Raw genomic sequence first — 22,723 nt, 5'->3', positions numbered from 1 at the left:
TTTTTGAGTTTTTATTTTAAGCGGGCACTAAGCCCGCTTTATTCTGATAGTTTTTTGAGTGATAAACATGTCTTATACTACCTTTAGTCGTAAACATAATAACCAAATGGAAGAGCCAATGTTTTTTGGCCAAACCGTTAACGTATCTCGTTATGATCAACAAAAATACCCTATTTTTGAAAAACTAATTGAAAAGCAGCTTTCGTTTTTTTGGCGCCCAGAAGAAGTAGACGTAAGCAAAGACCGCTTAGACTTTCAAGCATTACCTGATCATGAAAAGCATATATTTTTAAGTAACTTAAAATATCAAACATTGCTTGATAGCGTACAAGGGCGTTCACCAAACGTGGCCCTACTACCTATTGTATCGCTACCAGAGTTAGAAACATGGATAGAAACGTGGGCGTTTAGTGAAACGATTCATAGCCGCTCGTACACGCATATTATTCGTAATGTTACCCAAGCACCTGAACTTATTTTTGATGACATAGTTAGCAATGATAAAATTAGTGAACGTGCCGATGCGGTAACAAAATACTACGATGATTTAATTAACTCAGTGTCGCTTTATAATTTATACGGTGAAGGCAAACACGAGATTAACGGTAAATCTGTTGTTGTTAATTTATTTGAGCTGAAAAAGAAACTTTACCTGGCAATGATGTCGGTAAATATTTTAGAAGCGATTCGTTTTTATGTCAGCTTTGCCTGCTCGTTTGCGTTTGCTGAGCGTGAATTGATGGAAGGTAACGCTAAAATAATCAAGCTTATTGCCCGCGATGAAGCGCTACATTTATCTGGCACTCAGCATATTTTAAATATTATGCAAGACGGTAAAGACGATCCAGAAATGGCGATTGTTGCCGCGCAGTGCCGCGACGAAGCAATTAAAATGTTTGTGGACGCTGCAGAGCAAGAAAAAGAATGGGCCGAGTACTTATTCAAAGATGGCTCAATGATTGGCTTAAATAAACACATTTTATGTCAGTACGTTGAATACATTACCAACGCTCGAATGACAGCCATTGGTTTTCCTGCACAGTTTAAAAACAACAGTAATCCCATCCCATGGATAAACTCTTGGTTGGTGTCAGATAACGTGCAAGTAGCACCACAAGAAGCTGAAATTAGCTCCTACCTTGTTGGTCAAATAGACTCGCAAGTTGATGCCTCTGAATTTGGTGACTTTGATTTATAATGACTGATCGACCTACTGCAAGCATTACGCTTGCAGATAACAGCCAGTGTATAGAATTTAGCACTGGCTGTCCTTCTGTTTTACACTGCCTAGAATCTCAACAGATAGAAGTGGCCTTTCAATGCCGCGAAGGCTATTGCGGTGCCTGCAGAGCGACTTTAGTGTCAGGTAAAGTTGATTATAATGAAGAGCCTCTAGCGTTTGTACGCGACGGCGAAATACTGTTGTGCTGCTGCAAACCTAATGGCGACATACATATTAAACTTTAACTTCAACTTCATTTAAACCAAACAGTCTAAAAATCACTCTCTAATCAGTTTTAAGTACTTTTAAACCACTTAGTTTAAAGTACTTTTTAGCCCTTTATAAAAAGCATATTCATAAACTAAATTAATTAACCTTTATAAATTGTTAACAATCAGAGCCTTGCAGATTTCCCTGCTAATTAATTACTAAAACCGATAAAGTTATACTATAACATCATTGAACCGTCGCTTTTGTAGTGTTATATTATATCACAACATAACAACCACGAACTCAAAGACTCATGACTAAGCTAACATTAATCTCCTCTGCAATTTTTTCTGTTTTATGCTCTCACTCTGCACTTGCTGCCACTGTTAATGGCAAAGTAACAGATGAAAAAAATCAACCTATTGAAAACGCTACTATTCATGTACACGGTAAATCTCAAAGCGTTAAAACTAACAAGCTTGGCGAGTTTGCCATTGAGCTTGATGCGAGCGGCCAGCTGCATATTAGCAAAGATAACTATAGCGATTCACGCATTACGGTAACCGAGTCATCAAACAATATTGCAATTGCTTTAAAGCCAACCTCTATTGAAACTGTAGTTGTGTTTGCATCGGCCTTGCACAAAAGTAGCTTAGAAATGATTTCTCCGGTAAATGTACTCTCTGGTGATGAGCTAAGAAACAAGTCAAAGCCAACGCTTGGCGAAACCCTAAAAGGCTTACCGGGAGTTAACGCGAGTTATTTTGGCCCTGTTTCATCAAGCCCAATTATTCGTGGCTTAGATGGCCCTCGGGTTAAAATTATGCAAAATGGCTTAGACAGCAGTGATGCATCGCGTATTGGCCCTGATCATGCTACCTCTAGCGACAGCTTAGCTGCTGAACAAATAGAAGTACTACGTGGCCCAAGTACCCTACTGTATGGCTCTGGTGCTATTGGTGGTGTGGTAAACGTAGTTGATAACCGCATTCCTACGAGTAATATAGATGAATTAACCGGTGCAGTAGAATACAGTCACGATTCGGTATCCAACGCGAATACCTACGCTGCAAAGTTAGAGACGGGTTATAATAATTTTAACTTTCATTTTGATGGCACTAAACGCAGCGGCGATGACTATCAAACACCACGATTTAACCAGCTTCACGAAGATGGTGATGTTGAAAGTAAAGATTCTGTAGAAAACACCTTTATCGACAGTGAAACCGTTAACTTTGGTACTAGCTACGTAGGTGAGCATTTAACGGTTGGGTTTTCTTACGGTAAAATAAAAACGGATTATGGTATTCCAGGTCATGAGCATGATCACGGACATGAACACGATCATGCAGCCGACGGCGATGCCCATAGTGATGAAGCACATGAAGAAACACCTGTTTTTGCCCAGTTAGAGCAAGATCGCTGGCAAGGTCTATTAAGCTATGCGCTACATAATAATTGGATTGAAACCATTAATTTGCGCTTAGGCTATACAGATTACTTACACAGTGAAATTGAAAATGGTGAAATAGGCACTACATTTAAAAACAAAACCACTGAAGCACGCTTAAACATAGAACATAAATTAGCTGATTGGCACGGCATGGTGGGTTATCACTACAGTGATTCTGATTATGATGCCAACGGCGAAGAAGCATTTACGCCAGCCAGTGTAACGACCACTAATGCTTTATATTTATTAGAAGAACGTGAGTTTGGTGATGTAACTATTGAGTTAGGTGCGCGAGTTGAAGACTATAAAATAAAAAGCCAAATAGCAACGCATCAGCATAGCCATGATGACACGCAAACAAGCAATGCTGAAGTACTTGACTACACTAAAAGCTTTACTAACCTTAGCGCTTCAATGGGTGCTATTTGGCAATATACCCCTGGATATAGTATGGCAATGAGTCTTTCACACTCAGAACGTGCCCCGCTCTCTGCAGAGCTATTATCTAATGGCTTACACATTGCAACTGGTACCTATGAGCTTGGCCTAGGCTATCATATTGAAGACGGTGAAGCGCATTTTGAACCCGAGAATATCAAACAAGAAACCTCAACCAATATTGATTTAGGTTTTAGACGCTTTAGCGGTGACTTTGGTTACTCTGTAAACTTTTTTTATAATGATATTAAAAACTTTTACTTTCAAGAAAATACTGGCTTAGTATTTGATGAAGAACATGGTTTAGAAGCGGCTGATAACGGCCACGACCATGGTGTGGCGGTGTATCAGTTTACCAGTAAAGACGCCGAGCTGTATGGCTTAGAGCTTGATGCGCATTATAAAGTTAACGCAAGCACCTTGGTTAAAGTATTTGGTGACTCTACGCGAGCAAAACTCAAGCAAGACGATGAAAACTTACCTCGTATCCCTGCTAATAAATTAGGCTCTGAGTTGCAATACAACTTAGGTAATTGGCAATTCGCATTAACCGGTACCCATTATTTTTCACAAAGCGATATTACCGCCTATGAGACTAAAACCGATGGTTATACTTTATTTGATGCACAAGCTAACTATCAGCTAGATTTAGGTAACCTTGATACACAACTATATATCAACGTTGATAATATTACTGATGAGCTTGGCTTTGTACATAGCTCATTTATTAAAGACACCGCCCCATTACCAGGTAGAAACTTACGTTTTGGTATTCGCGGCTACTTTTAACAATATACTTTAATTACCGCTAATCATTAATAAGCCCCTTGCTATGCTGGGGCGTATTTATTGCTTGCTAAAGTGCAATGTTTTTCATCCTCTTTATACATATTTTACTTTAAATACTTTTCACAAAAAGAAATAAATGAGCAATAGAAAAAGTTAAATATACCGGTAAGACACAAAAAAACCGCATTCAATTTAATGAATGCGGTTTTTTATTTATTGCTTAAGAATACTTAAGCAATAATTTCGTGTAACTCAACATCAAATACTAGTGTTGAGTAAGGTGCGATTGCAGCACCGGCACCACGTTCACCATAAGCAAGGTCATGAGGAACGTAAAGACGCCATTTAGTACCCGCTGGCATCATTTGTAATGCTTCAGTCCAGCCTTTGATCACGCCACCTACTGGGAATTCAGCAGGTTGACCGCGCTCGTATGAGCTATCAAAAACAGTACCGTTAATTAATGTACCGTGGTAATCAACACGTACTGTAGACTCAGCTGTTGGCTTGTCGCCTTCACCTGTAGTAATTACTTCGTATTGAAGACCTGATTCAGTTACTGTGATTTCAGGACGTTTTGCATTTTCTTCTAGAAATGCAATGCCTTCAGCAGCAAGTACTTGTGATTCTTGCTCGCGACGAGCTTGAATTTCTTCATTGATTTTTTCAAAAGCAGCTTGGATCTCAGGGATCTCAACTTGAAAAGCGCTACCTGCGTACGCATCTTTCATGCCTTCAAACACTGAATTTAGGTTTAAGCCTTCAAAAGGATTAGACTTAAGTTGCTCACCCATTTGTAAGCCAATACCGTAACTTGCTTTTTCAGCATCTGTAGTAAAATTATCTGACATAATGTGTTTTTCACGTTTTGTTAGTTAAAAGACGCGACTATGCTATCACAAAATAAACCCGCTTTGGGGCTAGTTTTTGCTGTGTTTTACTTTAATTAGGCCAACAATATAGGTACTCACTGGTAAACTGCATAAAATTCCAGCAAGTAGCGCTAAAGTGAGTAATCCACTAGCACCAAATAATAAAAATGGAATTACCACAAGCCCAACTAAACCTATAAATACTGAGCCAATAACTGGCCAAAATTTATCGTATTTAGTAATTAAATGAGCCACTAAAATATTAAAACCGAGGGCATAAACAAAGGCGGTAATAACAGGGTTATTTGGTTGCGCATCAAGTGCCATTTTGACTAATAAACTTATTGCACTTTGATAACAATAAGCAAACACAATCCATAATAAAACGTGTTTAATTAATTGCTGTGAGGTTGAAAGGTTAGTTGATTTTGACATACAAGTTCCACAAAGCAAAAAACCGCCAATAAGGCGGTTTTTTTAAATAATGGTGGAGAGATAGGGATTTGAACCCTAGATGGGCTATAAACCCATGCCGGTTTTCAAGACCGGTGCATTCGACCACTCTGCCATCTCTCCGCACAGCGCGAATAATAGGGGTAAATGACAAACTTGTAAAGGCCTAAAAGCATAAAATCGTTAAAAATAATTTTATGCTTAAAATTAAAGCAATCTATTAAAATACCAACGGTTATTAATTTAGCGACTGCTAAATTTAACAAAGGAGTTTATTTTAGTAATATTGCTTTGGTCTGCGTGCAATCCAAGAACAAAGCAAACACACAAATAAACTTAAAGTTAAAAATGTTGCACTTTGAAATATTAAATCAAATCGATTTAAATCATCACTAGGTACTACTACAACCAAAAATGCAGGCAATACGGTGAGTAATAACACATAACAACATATTTTAAATGCACGACCAAAGTCATAGCGTTTAGATTGTTGCATCCACCAGGTTAAAACAACTAACACACCCATTGATGAGGCAACAATAAAATGTGCTTTACTGGTACTCATTGCAACATAAAGGGTTATAAAAGCACCTATGGCGCCCCAAAAAGACCAGGCCAGCCAACTTTCTTTTTCACGTAAAAATAAATTTCCCATTAATTTCGTCTTCTTTATCTTTGTTTTTATTAAGACTTTCCATACTTTATCAAAAAACAATCGATTAAAAAACAAACTGCAGAAGGAGTTTTATAGATTACGCATCCTAGCACTTCTCACAGCTAAACTACTTAACCTGAACTCTGGTTAAGGCATTTACTAACACATTTAATAATAATGATATTTAAACTTATTTTCTCTAGCGTTGAAAATAGCTGCTAGAGATAGATTTATTATCAAGAGTTCTGGTTACTTACACATCCACTCTAACATACAAGCGTTAATGGTGTATGAGTATAAGTAGGGCAAAAAGTTCATCTTATTTTATAAGTAGCTGAAAAAATCAATAGCTTTATGACGAGGCGACTTTTTACAATCAACAGCCGGTGTGCCTAAATACAAATAGCCCACTATTTCGTCTTGCTCATTTAATTTTAATGCCTGTTTAACTGCAGGGCTTTGCGCAAAAAAACCAGTTCGCCAAATACCACTAAGCCCTTGTGCAAAAGCCGCTTGTTGCATAGCAAATACGCTACACCCTGCGCTTTGTATTTGCTCAATTCGCGGAACTTTTGGATGTTCTTGATACTTTGCTATAGCAATAATAATCATAGGCGCGCGCAACGGGTGCTCTTTTGTGCGCTCAATCATTTTTTCGGCTTGTTGCTCTGCAATTGCACTTTGCTGAAAAATGTCGCCTAATTTATGGCGCGCATCACCCTCTACAACAATAAATTGCCAAGGTGCAATACAACCATGGTCGGGAACACGTAGCGCAGCTTGCTGGATCACCGCGAGTTGTTCTTCATTTGGGCCTGGCTCTGTTAATTTGGCGTCAGATTGACGGGTCAATAATAATTCAATCGCGTTCATAACCATCTCTCAAAATAAAAGCTAGCATAGCATTGATTTAACATAGAAAAATAAAGGCTGTAATATCAGTGCTTATTTTAGCGAGAATAATAGATAAACAGCCTAAGCTGTATATTAACAGGCGGGATAAACTTATACCCCGCCTAAATAGCGGGGTATAGTATGCAGTAGCCAATTGGTTATAACAAGTTAGACTAGCCTATTGGCTAAGCCAAAATGTTATATTTCTCTGGCAATTTGCAGCGCTTCATAAATAGCACGTTTAGCATCAATTGCAGTGGCAAGCTTAGCGCCCCCAATAACATGCACTTTGGCGTTGTCGCTTTGCTTTGCCAATACTTCATTATTAGAAACCTGACCAATACAGGCAATCACAGTATCTACAGCTAATACTTGCTTATCTCCTGCTACTGTAATGGTTAAACCATTTTTATCAAAACTATGATACTGACAATCAGCAATTTGTTTAACGCTATGTTGTTTAGCTACTTGGCGATGGATCCAGCCTGTTGTTTTACCCAAATCACTACCAAAGCGACCTGCACTGCGTTTTAACATATACAGTTGGCGATCATCTTTATGGGGTTTAGGTTCGCACTCAATACCCCACTGGCTTTTAAAGTCACTAATACTTTGCGACTTTTGCTCGCTTAAAAAAGCCACCATATCAAACCCGATTCCACCGGCGCCTAATATAGCAATTGACTTACCTAACTCTACTTCACCACGAATAACTTCATCGTAGGCAAATACGCGTTTACCATCACTGCATTCAATACTTGCCTCACGCGGCCTTACCCCTGTGGCAAATACAATGTCATCATAGTGTGCAAGCATGCTGTCGTCGTATTCTTTACCTAACTCAACCGTTACGTTTAAACGTTCAAGCTCATTAGTGTAATACGCTAAGGTATGATTAAAGTCTTCTTTACCAGGTATTTGCATGGCTAAATTGAATTGCCCACCCATTTGCATTTTTTGATCTATCAGCGTTACCATATGGCCTTTTTCTGCCAAATAACAACTTGATGATAAACCCGCAGGCCCTGCACCAACTACTAATACCTTTTTAGCTTTAGTCGTTTTTTCTAGTGGGTAGTCGAGCTCAAAAGCCGCTTGTGGGTTAACTAAACAAGTAGCACGCTTGCCTTTAAATACGTGATCCAAACACCCTTGGTTACACCCTATACAAATATTAATATGCTTTGATAACTGATTATTATATTTATTAAAAAACTCCGGATCAGCCAGTAATGGCCGCGCCATCGAAATTAAGTCGGCATCGCCTGCGTTTAGTATTTCGTTAGCTATTTCTGGGGTGTTAATGCGGTTTACCGCGATAACAGGTACTTTAATTACATCTTTTAAGCGTTTTGATGCTTCTTTAAACGCCCCAGGCGGAACCATACTTGCAATTGTAGGAATGCGCGCTTCGTGCCACCCTATTCCTGTATTAAAAATATCAACACCCGCTTTTTCAAGTTCAAGCGCTTGAATAGTTACTTCGTCAGGGGTAGAACCATTAGGAATTAAATCCATTACCGACAGTCTAAAAATAATTAAAAACTGCTCCGATACCTTAGCCCTAACCGCTTTAACTATTTCAACGGCTAAACGCATTCTATTTTCTAAACTGCCACCAAACTCATCATTTCGTTTATTCGTATGCGGTGCCATAAACTCATTAATTAAATACCCTTCAGAGCCCATTACTTCTACGCCATCGTAGCCTGCTTTTTCAGCCATGTAGGCTGAATGTGCAAAGTCTTTAATAGTTTTTTTAATTGAGCTTAACGACATTGCCTTTGGCTTATAAGGACTTATAGGTGCTTTAATTGCGCTCGGAGCTTGATTAAAAGGGTGATACGCATAACGCCCGGCATGAAGTAGTTGCAAACATATTTTACCACCATGCTTGTGTACTGCATTGGTGTAAGCACGATGTTTAAAAACATCGTAATAGCTATTAAAGGATGACGAAATAGGCGTTAATTTACCGCGCAAATTTGGGCTATAGCCCCCGGTAATTAACATGGCAGTACCACCTTTAGCACGTGCTTCGTAAAAAGCACGTAGGCGTTTGCGGTTATGCCAACCTTCTTCAAGACCGGTGTGCATTGAGCCCATTACTAAGCGGTTACGTAATTGTGTGTGTTTTAATTGTAATTGTTGTTCTAACATCCTGTGCCCCATTAACTGGTCTAACCTGTGTGCATTAATCAATTCTGCTTTAATACCGACCAATAAGCAATATCTGAACTTAGTATTTTAATAAACTGTTGCACATTAGGCTAACAATACCCATTTTTCGGCTATTACAAGCCTACTTTTTTAATTTCAAAAAGTGCAACTGAAGTTTATATTGATAAAAATGTGAATAGCAACAGTGGCATAATTAGCTTTATAAATACTTCGTTACGATTTAGCAGTTAAATTTATTTATATTCTGAGCTAAGATGTTTGTAATGTATTAGTTGTACCAAATTAAGGATCTATTTTGATTGCAAAAGTATTTAAAGGTATTTGGACTGGGATAAATTTTTCTCGTCGTTTAATACTCAACATTTTATTTTTATTACTGGTTATTGTTTTTATTGTGTCTCTTTCAAGTGACGGCGATAAAATAATTGTAGAAAATGGCTCAGTACTTAGACTAAACCTTAACGGCCCTATTGTTGAAGAAAAAACCTATATAGATCCTATTGAAGCAGCAATTAGTGATGCTACTTCAAACGCTGAATCACCGGGTGAAATTTTACTCGATGATATAGTTGAGGTTATTAACGAAGCCGCAAAAGACGACCGTATCAGCGTAATACTGTTAGATTTACAAGAAATGCCAAAAGCGCATTTAAATAAATTAAAACAAATTACCAAGGCACTTGAAGCATTTAAACAAACGGGTAAAAAGGTTATTGCCTCTGGTTATTACTACACTCAAGCTCAATACTACATTGCAGCACATGCAGATGAAGTCGCTATGCACCCTTATGGCAGTGTAGCAATTGAAGGCTTTGGTATGTACCCACTGTACTTTAAAGAAGCACTTGAAAAGTTAAAAGTAACGCAGCATATATTCCGTGTTGGTACGTTTAAATCGGCAGTTGAGCCGTTTATTCGCAATGACATGTCGGATGCAGCTAAAGAAGCTAATCGCGTATGGTTAACTGCACTTTGGAATGAATACAAACAAGATGTTGCTGCAGTACGTCCTTTTGATGAATCAAATTTTGACGAAACCATGGATGTATTTTTAGCAAAAATGACAGCTGCAAATGGCGACGCGGGTCAATATGCGCTAGATAATCAATGGGTCGACACATTAAAAACCAATCAACAAGTTCGCCAACAGTTAATTGATTTAGTTGGCGCTGATGAAAAAGGCAAAACTTTTAAACAAGTTTCATTTCGTCAATATTTAAGCCTAGTTAAGCCCCCTGTTGTATTTGATAACCCAATGACAGAAAAAGTCGCGGTAGTTGTTGCTAGAGGTACAATTGTAGATGGTGAGCGCAAAGCCGGCGAAATTGGCGGCGACTCTACAGCTGCACTACTGCGTAATGCACGTTTAGATGACAAAGTTAAAGCCGTAGTACTGCGCATTGATTCGGGTGGCGGCAGTATGTTTGCCTCTGAAGTTATTCGCGCTGAGGTGTTAGCACTTAAAGCAGCAGGTAAACCTGTTATTGCTTCAATGAGCTCTGTTGCGGCTTCTGGCGGTTATTGGATTGCTTCAGCAGCGAATGAAATTTGGGCTGCGCCAAGCACAATTACCGGCTCTATTGGCGTATTTGGCACCTTTATGACCTTTGAAAACACCTTATCTAACCTTGGTGTTTACTCGGATGGCGTGGCAACAACCGACATGGCTGGGTTTTCTATTACTCGCCCGCTTGATGACAAAATGGCGCAAGTAATTCAAATGAGTGTTGAGGAGGCCTACGGACGCTTTTTAGATGTGGTTGCAGATGCACGTAACATGACACCTGAGCAAGTTGATAATATTGCCCAAGGCCGTGTATGGATCGCAGCAAAAGCACAAGAGCTAGGCTTAATCGATAAACTAGGTGATAAGCAAGACGCAATTAAAGCGGCAGCAGCACTTGCTAAACTAAATCATTACGATGTTAAAACGATTAAACAAAGCTTGAGCCCGCAACAAAAAATGATTCAAGATATTTTAGGTAATGCGTCGGTTAAATCTATGCTTGGCAGTAACAACGCAACAACCTCGGTGCTTGCAACGCAAGCTAACTTACAAAGTGTGGTTAAGCGTTTAAGTAGTGAAATAGATAACCTTAAAGATTATAACGATCCACAAGGTGTTTATGCGCGCTGTTTAGCTTGCTCTGTCGCACAATAAAAGTGCATCTGCCTTTATAAGCAGTTGTATTTAAAGTTATACTAAGCCCAGTTATTTTACTGGGCTTTTTTTATGAAACGTAAACGCATTTACATCGCTTACACTGGCGGTACAATTGGGATGAAAAAATCGAGTCGCGGCTATATTCCTGCAGAAGGGTTCTTAACTCAGACTGTGGTCAATAATGCAGAATTTAACCGTGAAGAAATGCCACTTTTTGATATTCACGAGTATTGCCCTTTAATTGATTCCTCTGATATGACGCCTGCTCACTGGCAGTTAATAGCAGATGATATAAAAAACAAATATCAAGACTATGATGGCTTTGTTGTCCTCCACGGCACCGACACTATGGCGTATACCGCCGCCGCCTTATCTTTTATGTTTGAAAACTTAACTAAGCCTGTAATCGTTACCGGCTCACAAATTCCCTTGTCGCAATTGCGCTCAGACGGGCAAGTGAATTTACTCAATGCTATGTACTTAGCAGCAAACTACCCTATTGCTGAAGTAAGCTTATTTTTTAATAATCAGTTGTTTCGTGGTAATCGAGCCACTAAAGCCCATGCCGATGGATTTGATGCATTTGCCTCACCAAACCTTGAGCCTTTAGCGCTTTCAGGTATTAATATTCAACTTATAAAAGGCCAATTAAGCCCCTATGTTGAAAACGATTTACAAGTAACCCCCATTACAACGCAGCCTATTGGTGTGCTGCATTTATATCCGGGTATTAGTACCGAGGTTGTGAAAAGCTTAGTAAACGGTAGCATTAAAGCATTGGTATTATTAAGTTTTGGCGTAGGCAATGCACCACAAGATCCTGAATTTTTAACTATTTTAGAGCAAGCCAGCAAGCGCGGCGTTATTATTATAAATTTAACCCAATGCATAAAAGGTCATGTAAATATGGGCGGCTATGCAACGGGTAACGCGCTCCTTAATATAGGTGTGATCAGTGGTTACGATATGACATTAGAGGCTTGCTTAACTAAGCTGCATTACTTATTAAGTCAAAACCTTGAAGTAGAGACAATTCGCCACTTAATGCAAGACAATTTACGCGGTGAGTTAACCCGTTAATTTAGCGGACTTAAAATTAAAAAAGCACGCTAAATTTAGCGTGCTTTTTTTGTCGTTTTAATAATTAACCTGAACTCTGGTTGATTAACGTACTTTCGCGTCAATCCCAACTAAGTCTGTTAAATGACACACTTCACCTGTATGGGTTTTAACCCCATGCTCACCAAAGTAATCACGCTGGGCTTGTACTAAATGCCCATTACTTGGAGTGGTTAATGTAGCAAAGTAAGTTTGCGATGAGCTAAGCACCGGAAACGCTAAGCCTGTCATCATTGCTTGGCCTGTTATTTTACGCAGTGCAAATACTTCTTTATCAAGGGTGTCAATAAATTCAACGCCTTGTGCAACACTATCTAAATAATCAGCACGAATAATACAACCCGCACGCCATGTTTGCAGTGTTTTAGACAAATCTACTTTCCACTGATGCGTACGCGACGCGCCTTTAATTAAAGCCAAACCTTGGCGATAAGCAAGTAAACTCGCTAAGGTAAATGCATCTTTAAGCTCAACTAAGTCAATTTCAACTTTAGTGGTTGCTCTATCGGCGTAAGTCATCTCTTGTGCAGCAGTTGTGTCATAAACATTCGTTAAATGACGTGCTTGCACTGCAGCTACTAAAGACGGTACTGCAATACCAAGCTCTAATGCATTTTGCGCAGTCCATAAACCTGTGCCTTTAGCGCCCACTTTATTATCAATTAAGTCCACAAGTGGTACATTATTTTGATTTTCAAGTGACAATATGTGGCTAGAAATAGACAATAAGTAGCTGTTTAAATGCTCTTGCGACCATTCGTCAAAAATTTCTGCTACTTCTTTAGGTGAACGCCCAGTGCCATGACGCAGCAATTGATACACTTCAGCAATAAGTTGCATTAGCGCATATTCAATGCCGTTATGAACCATTTTTACAAAGTGACCACTGGCTGATTGGCCCACACGAGCGAAACACGATTCACCCTTATAACTTGCAGCAACCTTTGTAAACCATGGCTCGACACGCTCCCAACCACCTTCAGATCCGCTTGCCATCATTGCAGGACCATGACGAGCACCTTCTGCGCCGCCTGAAATCCCCATAGTGGCAAACTCAAATTTATTTTGGTATTTAAGCTTGCGGTTAATACCGTCTTTATAATTACTGTTACCACAGTCAACTATAATATCGCTGCACTGTACGCCTGCTTCTATGAGTTCACTGCATACAGCATCAACCAACTCGCCCGCAGGAACAAGCAACAAAATAGAACGCGGTGCTTCTAAACGTCTAACCATGTCTCCTAAATCAGAAACAATGTGCAGCTTATCAGCTAAACCTTCTGACTTAGCGCAGCTCAATAACTCTTCACCCGCATGGGGGTTTTTGTCATAAGCGACCAGCGTTATGCCCTTTTCAATTAAGTTTAGGGCAAGGTTTTTCCCCATAACGCCTAACCCTACTAATGCAACTTGCATTTAGTGCCCTCCTCGGTAACAACTAATTGGTTAGTTAATTTAAATAAATACTTTGGCACGTGTATTATATCATGAGCAAAAAAATATACTTTTATCACAATGTAATTATATCAAACAACAGCGGACTCAGGGGGAGAAATAGTCGCTAGATTAAAAATTTATAGATCATTGACGCCCCCTGACACCGGTGTCATAATGATCGCACATTCATTTTGTATATAATAGTGGCAATACAATAAAAATTGCTCATAACTAAAACTTTACCTGCTAATGGTAACTGCTTTATAAAACAAAATAACCGTCAATCTGCTTAAAATTAAGCATACAGGAGAATTAAATGCTAAGACGCACAAAAATAGTCGCGACACTAGGGCCTGCTACTGATAGAGATAACAACTTAGAAAAAATTATTTGCGCAGGTGCAAATGTCGTACGTTTAAACTTCTCGCACGGTGTGGCACAAGATCACAAAGACCGCGCCCAAGCGGTACGCGAAATTGCTAAACGCTTAGGTAAACATATTGCTATTCTTGCTGACTTACAAGGCCCTAAAATTCGTGTTTCTACCTTTAAAGAAGGTAAAGTAACCCTTGCTGTTGGTGCCAAATTTACCCTTGATGCAAAAATGGAGTTAGGCGAAGGCGATATTAACGCTGTTGGTATAGATTACAAAGAACTACCTAACGATGTAAGCGCTAATGATTTACTGCTGTTAAACGATGGCCTTATTCAGCTACGCGTTAACGAAGTTGTTGGCCACTTAGTACATTGTACTGTAACTGTTGGCGGTGTTTTATCTAACAATAAAGGGATTAACCGTTTAGGCGGCGGCTTAACTGCGCCGGCATTTACAGAAAAAGACAAAGAAGACCTACTTACAGCTGCAGAAATTGACGTTGACTATATAGCCGTTTCATTCCCACGCAGTGGCGATGATATGCGCTACGTACGCTCACTGGCTGAAGCCGCAGGTTCAAAAGCGCAGTTATTGGCAAAAATTGAACGTGCAGAAGCCGTTGAAACACAAGAAGCCGTTGATGATATTATTCTTGCGTCTGATGCGGTCATGGTTGCCCGCGGTGATTTAGGTGTTGAAATTGGTGATGCCGCGCTAATGGGCAAGCAAAAACTCATTATTCGCCGTGCGCGCTCATTAAACCGTACCGTTATTACTGCGACGCAAATGATGGAGTCGATGATCGACAATCCAATGCCAACACGTGCTGAAGTAATGGATGTTGCCAACGCAGTGCTTGATGGTACTGATGCCGTAATGCTTTCGGCTGAAACAGCCGCGGGGGATTATCCTGAAGAAACAGTTGCAACTATGGCGCGAGTTTGTTTAGGTGCTGAGTCGCAAAAAGAAACGCATGTTTCTAAACATCGTTTAGACAGTCGTTTTTCAAGTAATGCAGAATCTATCGCCCTTTCGGCTATGTATGCAGCAAACCACTTAGATTCAGTAAAAGCAATTGTTACCTTAACTGAATCAGGTAGTACGGCTAAATTAATGTCGCGTATTAGCTCAGGTTTACCTATTTACTCGTTATCTCGCCATGCCAGTACACTAGGACAAACTGCGCTATACCGTGGTGTTTATCCAGTATTTTTTGATTCTACTAAAACTGAAAAAGACGGCATGGTTAAAGCGGCACTTGCAACACTTGTTGAACAAGGTGCTTTAGAGTCTGGCGATACAGTTATTATTACGCACGGTGACTCTATGGAAACTGTGGGCGCAACTAACACCATGAAAATTGTTACTGTAAGCTAATATTTAATACAGTAACTTAAATACAAAAAGCGAGCTTAGCTCGCTTTTTTTGTATCTACTCTACAATCACTAACTGAAATATTAACTCGCTAATGCTGCTTTTACTTTATCGCGGTAGCTACGGCTTACTTTAAGCTCTTGACCGTTTTCAAGTACTAATAAATATTCACCACTTACTTGAGTGACCAATTTACTGATTTGTTTAGTATTTACAATTGCACTGCGATGCACGCGTACAAACAACTGCGGATCAAGCTCTTGTTCAAGCTCTTTCATGGTTTTACGTAATATATGCGTTTGCCCATCTTGGCAATGTAGGCACATATAATCACCCGCAGCATCAACCCATTGAATAGTAACAACTGGCACACGAATTATTTCGCCCTGCTCTTTTACGGCAAGCGACTCTGGGTAACGTCTATCCGTTAATGTGTCGCCTGTGGCTAATTTTTTAAGTATTTCTTCGCAATTATTACCTGTGATCCCAGCGACAAAGCTTGCTAGTTTTTTCTTATGGGCGTTGTCTTGCTGCGTTTTTAAATAAGTATGCACTTTTTCTACCGCCTGCTTAAGTCTGTTGTCATCAACGGGTTTTAAAATGTAATCTAAAGCATGTATTTCAAATGCTTTAACTGCAAACTGATCAAAAGCAGTAACAAAAACAATAGCTGGTAATACTCGTGTACTTTCGCTTAACGCGCGTGCAACTTCAAAACCGTTCATACCAGGCATTTGAATATCTAAAAAAATGAGATCTATTTTTTGATTTTTACATATTTCAATCGCATCGGCACCGGAACTACATTGTTTGATCACTTCAATGTCAGCAAACTCTTCAAGCCTTACAGCTAAGCCTCTACGTGCTAATGGCTCATCATCAACTATAAGTGTTTTTATTTTTATCATTACTTTACTGCCTTCTCAAACGGTACTCGCAGATTAACTTTTAACCCACTTGGCGTATTATGCGATAATACAAACGAATAATTATTTTCGTAGAGCGTTTTTAATCTATCCTTGGTATTTGCAACGCCTACACCTTGAGCATTTACCAACTGACCATTAATTAGTTCTGTTCCTGGTCCATTATCACCTACTTCAAGTAATAATTCATTAGCAAACACTTGCGCCTTAATATCTATTACACCGCCCTCTACTAAGTGTGCAATTGCATACTTAATCGCATTTTCTATAATAGGTTGTAAAATCAAGCTCGGCACTAATGCCTGCTTTGCTTGCTCACTAATTTCTATATTTACTTTTAAGCGTTCATCAAACCGCACTCGCTCTATTTCTAAATAAAGCATTAAGGCATGTAACTCTTGCTCTAGCGGCACTTTTTTAATTGGATCTGTATTAAGTGTATAACGTAAAAAGTCGCTTAATTTTGACACCATTAAATTAGCATCTTTGTTCTCTTTTACCAAAATTAATGTAGAAATAGCATTGAGGGTATTAAATAAAAAGTGCGGATTTAACTGATACCTAAGCATTTTTAATTGAGCTTCGTGCGCCATGGTAGTGGCTTTTAGTGCTTTTTGACGCTCACTTTGTAATAGCTGGTAATACTTAACGCCAAAGTATAAACCACTCCAACATAAAATTATGTATACCGAATCTAAGCCTTGCTGCAGGTAGTAAAACCATTCTTCTGGCCGATAGCCATGGCGGTATATTTCCCATAAATTAAATTTTTGTACCACAGCCCATAAAGTGCCCGTAATATAGGACGCGCTAAATACAACCAGCATTAATACCCAAGGTGAGGCATGCCAAATTTTTCGGTAAATATAGCGCAGCGGCACTGTCATTAAACAGCCTGCGTAGGCATTTAATAAAATAACAAATACGTAAATATCGCGCATTTCAAATACTTTAGAGCCGATATAATTTACCAAGGCGTAACCAATCCAGCCTGCTACTTGCAAGAGCCAAAAAAAACGCTGTCTGTTATCAATCAAAGATTGCCAATTCAAAATAAATTATTACCCTATGTATTTGTCACTATTATATCGAGTTATGTAAACGCTTAGCACTACCAACCATCTTGCTTTTTAAGAGCCTTGCCGCAAACAGGTATTGATCGCATCTATTGTTACGCATAAAAAAGCGAAAGGAATAAACCTTTCGCTTTTAACGTATTTATTAAATTATTGCTTAATTTAAATTAAGCAAGCTTATCTGATACCACTTTATAGGTTGGATCTTCAATTACATTAACTTGAACTAAATCGCGTGCTTTATGCAGCAGTTGCGTACAGTCTTTACTTAAGTGTCGTAGGTGTAATTTTTTGCCTGCTTTTTTATATTTATCAGCTAAGCTGTCAATTGCCTCAATGGCACTGTGATCGGCCACACGACTATATTTAAATTCAATAATAATATCGTTAGGGTCGTTCTTTACATCAAATAATTCAACAAAGTTTTTAACCGAACCAAAAAACAGAGGTCCATGTAATTCATATACTTTAGCACCTTGTTCATCAATATAGTTGGTTGTGTATATATGCTTTGCATGCTGCCAAGCAAATACCAATGCCGATACAATCACACCCACACACACTGCAATGGCTAAGTCGGTAATAACGGTAACACCCGACACTAATACAATTACAAATGCATCAGACAGTGGTACACGCTTCATCATTTTAAAGCTTGCCCATTCAAAAGTACCCAACACCACCATAAACATTACACCAACCAAAGCAGCCAGTGGGATCATTTCAATTAAACCTGAGGCAAAAATAATAAACGCGAGTAATATTAGCGCAGCACTAATGCCCGATAAACGCGAACGCCCACCTGAGTTAATATTGATCATTGACTGACCTATCATGGCACAACCGCCCATAGCACCAAACATGCCACAGGTAATATTTGCAGCGCCTTGGCCTATACATTCTTTGTTACTATGCCCACGCGTTTCTGTTATTTCGTCAATTAGGCTCAGCGTTAATAAAGACTCAATTAAACCAATTGCCGCTAAAATAAGTGCATAAGGAAAAATAATAATAAAAGTATCTAGGGTAAATGGCACCATAGGAATATGAAATTCAGGTAAACCGCCAGCAATCGTTACCGCTTCATCGCCGGTCATCCCTTTTAGGAAATCAAGTACAGTGTGCGCTTCTAAATCAAAGCCAATAACCAAGGCTGTAACTGTTACAATAGCAACTAACGACGATGGGATTGCTGTAGTTAATTTAGGTAAAAAATGAATAATAGCCATGGTTAGTGCCACTAACCCCAACATAATATACAGAGGATTCCCTGTCATCCATTGCTGACCGCCCATGCCATCGGGAACTTTAAACTGCCCCAACTGAGCTAAGAATATAACGATGGCTAAGCCGTTCACAAAGCCAAGCATTACCGGATGCGGCACCATACGAATAAACTTTCCGAGCTTAAAAACTCCAGCCAGTATTTGCAGTATGCCCATTAGCAGCACAGTGGCAAATAAATATTCAACCCCATGATCAAATACTAAACTTACCATAACAACAGCTAAGGCTCCGGTTGCGCCAGAAATCATGCCAGGGCGACCACCGAAAATAGCCGTAATTAAACCAACGATAAACGCGGCATAGAGTCCAACTAAAGGTTCTACATTTGCAACAAAGGCAAACGCAACAGCTTCTGGGACCAAGGCTAATGCCACGGTTAATCCAGATAGGATATCGTTTTTAGCAGAGCTTGGCGCTTTGCTGAGTAAGTTAAACATTGAGTTCCTCAAGTGTTTTCATAGACGGGTAACAAAAAAAAGCGCTGAATTCTATCAAATTAGCGCCCAGTTAACAATTGTCAGTAGGGCATTAACGCTAAGTAATAAGTACTTAGCGTTAATAGATATTTGGTTACAGAGGTAGAGCGGTACTGCGTTTAACGCAAGTCATGGTCACATTAGAATGTACTTCTTGAACGTACTCTAAGCTAAGCAAGTTATCACGTACAAAGTGCTCATAGCCCTCAATACCTTGTGAAATAATACGCAGCATAAAGTCCATGGTGCCTGCCATAGTGTAACATTCCGTTACTTGATCGTAACTCAATATTAGTTTTTCAAATTCAGCAAGATTCTTTTTACCATGGTTCGATAAACGCACGTGAGCATAAACCAGCATATCAAAGCCCAGCTTTTTCTCATCTAAAAGTGCAACTTTACTTTTTATGTAACCATCTTGCTCTAGCTTAGCAATACGGCGCCAACAAGGAGATTGCGACAAACCTACTTTATCTGCTATTTCAGCGGTTGATAAACTAGCATCTTGCTGCAAAAGTGCCAAAATTTGGCGATCTACGTGATTTAGAGACATTTTATTTCTTATTTATCAGATAAACTGGCTAAATTATACATGTGTTTTAAAAAACAGTCTGCTTGTTTTTGGCAAAAAAATTATTTACTCAGCATTAACCAAACTGCCCACTTATAAAAGGATTGTTCTGTTTTTCGTAGCCTACGTTCGTATCGCTGCCATGCCCTGCAAGTATGCGGGTATTATCGGGGAGCGTCATTATTTGCGTTTTAATTGAGGTAATTAACTGCTGAGCATCTCCTTTTGGGAAATCCGTGCGCCCTACTGAGCCTTTAAATATTACATCACCCACAATAACACACTGCTGTTGTGGCTGATAAAACACCACATGACCAGGAGTATGCCCAGGGCAATGCCTTACGATAAAGCTCAACTCCCCAACGCGTATTATATCGTCGTGTGCTAGCCACTCATCTGGATAAAAAGCAGTAACCGCTGCAAAACCAAACATTTGTGCTTGCATTGGTAAATTTTCAAACCAAAAGTGCTCATCTTTATGTGGGCCAATTATTTTTACGCTATAGGTATTACGCAAGGCATCAGCCGCACCAACATGATCTAAATGGCCATGCGTTAACCAAATTGCTGTTAACGTTAAATCGTGCTGTTTTAATGCCGCCACAATTTTGTTGTAATCGCCACCTGGGTCTACTACCACAGCTTGTTTGCTTTGCGAGCATGCAATAATGCGACAGTTTTGTGCAAAAGCAGTAACGGGTATTGTAATTATATGCATCTTAAATTTCTTTATCTTTTTGCTCAGCAAGTACAATGTCTTCTTCAAAAGACATTAATATTGGATATTTTAAATAAGCTTGATCGTAAAATGGGCTCTGCTCATATAACCAATTTAAGCGCGCATCGGCATCTTTGGCAAATACCTTATCGTCATTAATCTTTTTATCGAACGCGAGCGCTAATTTAGGATTATTTTTGAGCATTTGGCGGGCATAAGGAATTAATGCATAGTTTTCCATGTACTCAGTACGCTGAAAAATAGTATTAAATTCGCCCCACGCAAAAAATGAGTCAGGCGCTTCGGGGTGTAATAAATGCACCGCCAACTCGCCTGCTTTTTGCTGCGTGTTCACTTGATACCAGCCATTTAAATCAACATTAATTGCAGCAACATAATCAAAGTTTGCGGAGACTCTAAATCGCCCTTCAAAGGGGGCTTTATCAAAAGTGTAATCTTTTACTTTCGCTACTTTTAATGGTTGAGTATTTACCCCCTCAAGCTGAGTAAACTCCACACCATGCAATTTAAGTTTTGCTACAAGGTCGCTATACACTGGCGGAATAAAGAATGCTTTAGGTACTTCAACTGTATGCAGCACCTCTTTTTGCCAATAAATAGGAAGATTAGTGTAGTCTTGCTTATTACCTAAATATTTAACTTCTACTTGTCCAGAAAGTGCATTTTGTTCTCGCGCGTAACTTATGCCTTTAAATTCTATTTCGTTTGCTTGCTCAGCATAGCCGCGCTTAACACTAAGTTGCTTAGGAATAAATGCTTGCTCTTTTTTTACCGCAGCTAATAATTCATTACTATGCTCAGCAAGCGCACTTATTGCGCCATCTAAAAACACATACGTCCCCAAAACTCGTTGTTTATAGGGTTTTAATGAATGGTTTTCAACGAGAATGGTCGGTAATGACTTTAAGTCTCCCCAGCCGTTAGAGTATCTTGGCGTAGCCACCCAACCCGCTAGGCCACTTTTAAACTCGCGCTTGTCCATAACAAATACCAGTGGTCCTGGTATATGTCCTTGCGATACCAGCTTTTCATCTATTAAAGGTTTAAAAAGTTGATTGAGTGTATCTGATACCGCCGGCGACTCGCTAGCAAACACCGGATTGTAGCCATAGGTTACATCGTATTGATAATCTGCACCGTCGGTTACATGTACATCAATATACAAATTAGGGTTGTAGTCGTTAATTACTTTTAAAACACTTTTAATTTCTGGTGTATCGAGTTTAGTAAAATCACGATTTAAATTTAGATTATTGCCATTGGTTCTAAAGCCCATTTTTACCGGACCGCGCTGATTAATACGGTTAAATGCACTACTGCGCTCGTGGCCATCTACGTTTAAAATAGGAATAAATAAAATATTAACGTTTTTTAATATATCGCGGCGCTTACCTGTTGCTATATCTCTGAGCAACATAAACATGGCATCTTTACCGTCAATTTCTCCGCCATGAATACCGGCTTGAACAAAAATGGTTGGTTTAGTATCGTTTGCTATTTGACTGGCTTGAAAATACCCTTGCTCGCTGGCAATCAACATTTTTATAGCCCGTTGGCTATTGCTGTAACCAATTGTTTGAGCTTTAAATTGCGTTGGGTTCGCAGCAACCAGTCTGTCTACAAAAGCCATCGTCTCGGCATAACTTGGTGATGCTTCACCAGAGGAAAGTTCAAAGTCAGTGGTCAGTGGACCTGCTTTTTGCATTAGGGATATGCTTTGCCCTTGCCATGGCAACAAAGGAGGTAAATGGCTGTCATACGCCACACTAGCTGATAAAACCAATAAACTTGCAAACATAAAATTCTCTAACAAACGCCTTAATTAAATAAATTATATCAATTAAACATTTTTATATGATGAAAGTGCGGTGATTCAACAAAAAAAAGCAGCCAATAACATTTAGCACTTTGTTTGTGTTTAGCGAATTATTAAGGGGAACAATAAATTTACTAAAATTCAATATACTATGCAGTTTATACTAATGATAAAAGCAAACTGCGGAATAA

General features: G+C 39.2%; 18 protein-coding genes and 1 tRNA gene. 6 read left to right on the top strand and 13 right to left on the bottom strand.

Annotated elements, in window-relative coordinates; genetic code table 11:
• The first annotated feature begins 67 nt into the window (after positions 1-67).
• The 3 genes from nrdB to J5X91_RS07345 all read left to right on the top strand — a co-directional run bounded on the left by nrdB (position 68) and on the right by J5X91_RS07345 (position 4,112).
• The gene (nrdB, locus tag J5X91_RS07355; protein WP_011328097.1) at positions 68-1,198 is read left to right on the top strand and encodes a class Ia ribonucleoside-diphosphate reductase subunit beta; all 1,131 of its coding nucleotides are present in this window, start codon (positions 68-70) and stop codon (positions 1,196-1,198) included.
• Complete coding sequence (gene yfaE, locus J5X91_RS07350) at positions 1,198-1,467, top strand: class I ribonucleotide reductase maintenance protein YfaE (protein ID WP_011328096.1); 270 nt, start codon at positions 1,198-1,200, stop codon at positions 1,465-1,467. Before nrdB ends, yfaE begins: the two co-directional genes overlap by 1 nt.
• Before the next feature lie 278 nt (positions 1,468-1,745).
• The gene (locus tag J5X91_RS07345; protein WP_208834330.1) at positions 1,746-4,112 is read left to right on the top strand and encodes a TonB-dependent receptor; all 2,367 of its coding nucleotides are present in this window, start codon (positions 1,746-1,748) and stop codon (positions 4,110-4,112) included.
• Between the two features lie 230 nt (positions 4,113-4,342).
• Here J5X91_RS07345 and J5X91_RS07340 read toward each other — a convergent pair whose 3' ends face one another.
• The 6 genes from J5X91_RS07340 to J5X91_RS07315 all read right to left on the bottom strand — a co-directional run bounded on the left by J5X91_RS07340 (position 4,343) and on the right by J5X91_RS07315 (position 9,146).
• Complete coding sequence (locus tag J5X91_RS07340; RefSeq protein ID WP_011328094.1) at positions 4,343-4,963, bottom strand: FKBP-type peptidyl-prolyl cis-trans isomerase; 621 nt, start codon at positions 4,961-4,963, stop codon at positions 4,343-4,345.
• A gap of 69 nt (positions 4,964-5,032) precedes the next feature.
• Positions 5,033-5,419 carry a hypothetical protein gene (locus tag J5X91_RS07335; protein WP_011328093.1) on the bottom strand — a complete coding sequence of 129 codons (387 nt, stop codon included), beginning with the start codon at positions 5,417-5,419 and terminating at the stop codon, positions 5,033-5,035.
• 50 nt (positions 5,420-5,469) lie between these two features.
• Positions 5,470-5,560 (bottom strand) — tRNA-Ser (locus J5X91_RS07330).
• Between the two features lie 154 nt (positions 5,561-5,714).
• On the bottom strand, positions 5,715-6,092 hold the full coding sequence (locus tag J5X91_RS07325; protein WP_011328092.1) for a hypothetical protein: 378 nt from the start codon (positions 6,090-6,092) through the stop codon (positions 5,715-5,717).
• A gap of 324 nt (positions 6,093-6,416) precedes the next feature.
• Entirely contained in the window at positions 6,417-6,965 is a 549-nt protein-coding gene (locus J5X91_RS07320) for an NAD(P)H nitroreductase (protein WP_208834329.1), read from the bottom strand.
• Between the two features lie 219 nt (positions 6,966-7,184).
• Positions 7,185-9,146 carry an NADPH-dependent 2,4-dienoyl-CoA reductase gene (locus tag J5X91_RS07315; RefSeq protein ID WP_208834328.1) on the bottom strand — a complete coding sequence of 654 codons (1,962 nt, stop codon included), beginning with the start codon at positions 9,144-9,146 and terminating at the stop codon, positions 7,185-7,187.
• Between the two features lie 316 nt (positions 9,147-9,462).
• Here J5X91_RS07315 and sppA point away from each other — a divergent pair, with 316 nt between their 5' ends.
• Both sppA and ansA read left to right on the top strand, forming a co-directional pair.
• Entirely contained in the window at positions 9,463-11,328 is a 1,866-nt protein-coding gene (gene sppA / locus J5X91_RS07310) for a signal peptide peptidase SppA (RefSeq protein ID WP_011328089.1), read from the top strand.
• A gap of 72 nt (positions 11,329-11,400) precedes the next feature.
• The gene (gene ansA, locus J5X91_RS07305; protein WP_011328088.1) at positions 11,401-12,411 is read left to right on the top strand and encodes an asparaginase; all 1,011 of its coding nucleotides are present in this window, start codon (positions 11,401-11,403) and stop codon (positions 12,409-12,411) included.
• Positions 12,412-12,495: 84 nt separating this feature from the next.
• Here ansA and gndA read toward each other — a convergent pair whose 3' ends face one another.
• Positions 12,496-13,869 (bottom strand): NADP-dependent phosphogluconate dehydrogenase, encoded by a 1,374-nt coding sequence (gene gndA / locus J5X91_RS07300; protein ID WP_182677646.1) that lies wholly within the window; start codon positions 13,867-13,869, stop codon positions 12,496-12,498.
• A gap of 337 nt (positions 13,870-14,206) precedes the next feature.
• On the opposite strand from gndA, the gene pyk reads away from it, so the two are divergent.
• Entirely contained in the window at positions 14,207-15,643 is a 1,437-nt protein-coding gene (gene pyk, locus J5X91_RS07295) for a pyruvate kinase (RefSeq protein WP_011328086.1), read from the top strand.
• 81 nt (positions 15,644-15,724) lie between these two features.
• On the opposite strand, the gene J5X91_RS07290 is transcribed toward pyk, so the two are convergent.
• From J5X91_RS07290 to J5X91_RS07265, 6 genes are all read right to left on the bottom strand, one after another.
• The gene (locus tag J5X91_RS07290; protein ID WP_089368227.1) at positions 15,725-16,549 is read right to left on the bottom strand and encodes a LytTR family DNA-binding domain-containing protein; all 825 of its coding nucleotides are present in this window, start codon (positions 16,547-16,549) and stop codon (positions 15,725-15,727) included.
• The gene (locus tag J5X91_RS07285) at positions 16,549-17,619 is read right to left on the bottom strand and encodes a histidine kinase (RefSeq protein ID WP_011328084.1); all 1,071 of its coding nucleotides are present in this window, start codon (positions 17,617-17,619) and stop codon (positions 16,549-16,551) included. Before J5X91_RS07285 ends, J5X91_RS07290 begins: the two co-directional genes overlap by 1 nt.
• Before the next feature lie 191 nt (positions 17,620-17,810).
• Positions 17,811-19,367 (bottom strand): SulP family inorganic anion transporter, encoded by a 1,557-nt coding sequence (locus tag J5X91_RS07280; protein ID WP_011328083.1) that lies wholly within the window; start codon positions 19,365-19,367, stop codon positions 17,811-17,813.
• 133 nt (positions 19,368-19,500) lie between these two features.
• Positions 19,501-19,959 (bottom strand): Lrp/AsnC family transcriptional regulator, encoded by a 459-nt coding sequence (locus J5X91_RS07275; RefSeq protein WP_011328082.1) that lies wholly within the window; start codon positions 19,957-19,959, stop codon positions 19,501-19,503.
• A 94-nt stretch (positions 19,960-20,053) separates the two neighbouring features.
• Entirely contained in the window at positions 20,054-20,695 is a 642-nt protein-coding gene (locus tag J5X91_RS07270; RefSeq protein WP_011328081.1) for an MBL fold metallo-hydrolase, read from the bottom strand.
• Between the two features lies 1 nt (position 20,696).
• Positions 20,697-22,514 carry a M14 family metallopeptidase gene (locus J5X91_RS07265; RefSeq protein WP_011328080.1) on the bottom strand — a complete coding sequence of 606 codons (1,818 nt, stop codon included), beginning with the start codon at positions 22,512-22,514 and terminating at the stop codon, positions 20,697-20,699.
• Positions 22,515-22,723 lie beyond the last annotated feature (209 nt).

Origin of the sequence: Pseudoalteromonas sp. K222D (assembly GCF_017653575.1) — a bacterium.
Lineage (GTDB): Bacteria > Pseudomonadota > Gammaproteobacteria > Enterobacterales > Alteromonadaceae > Pseudoalteromonas > Pseudoalteromonas nigrifaciens.
This window is presented reverse-complemented; position numbering and strand designations above follow the sequence as displayed.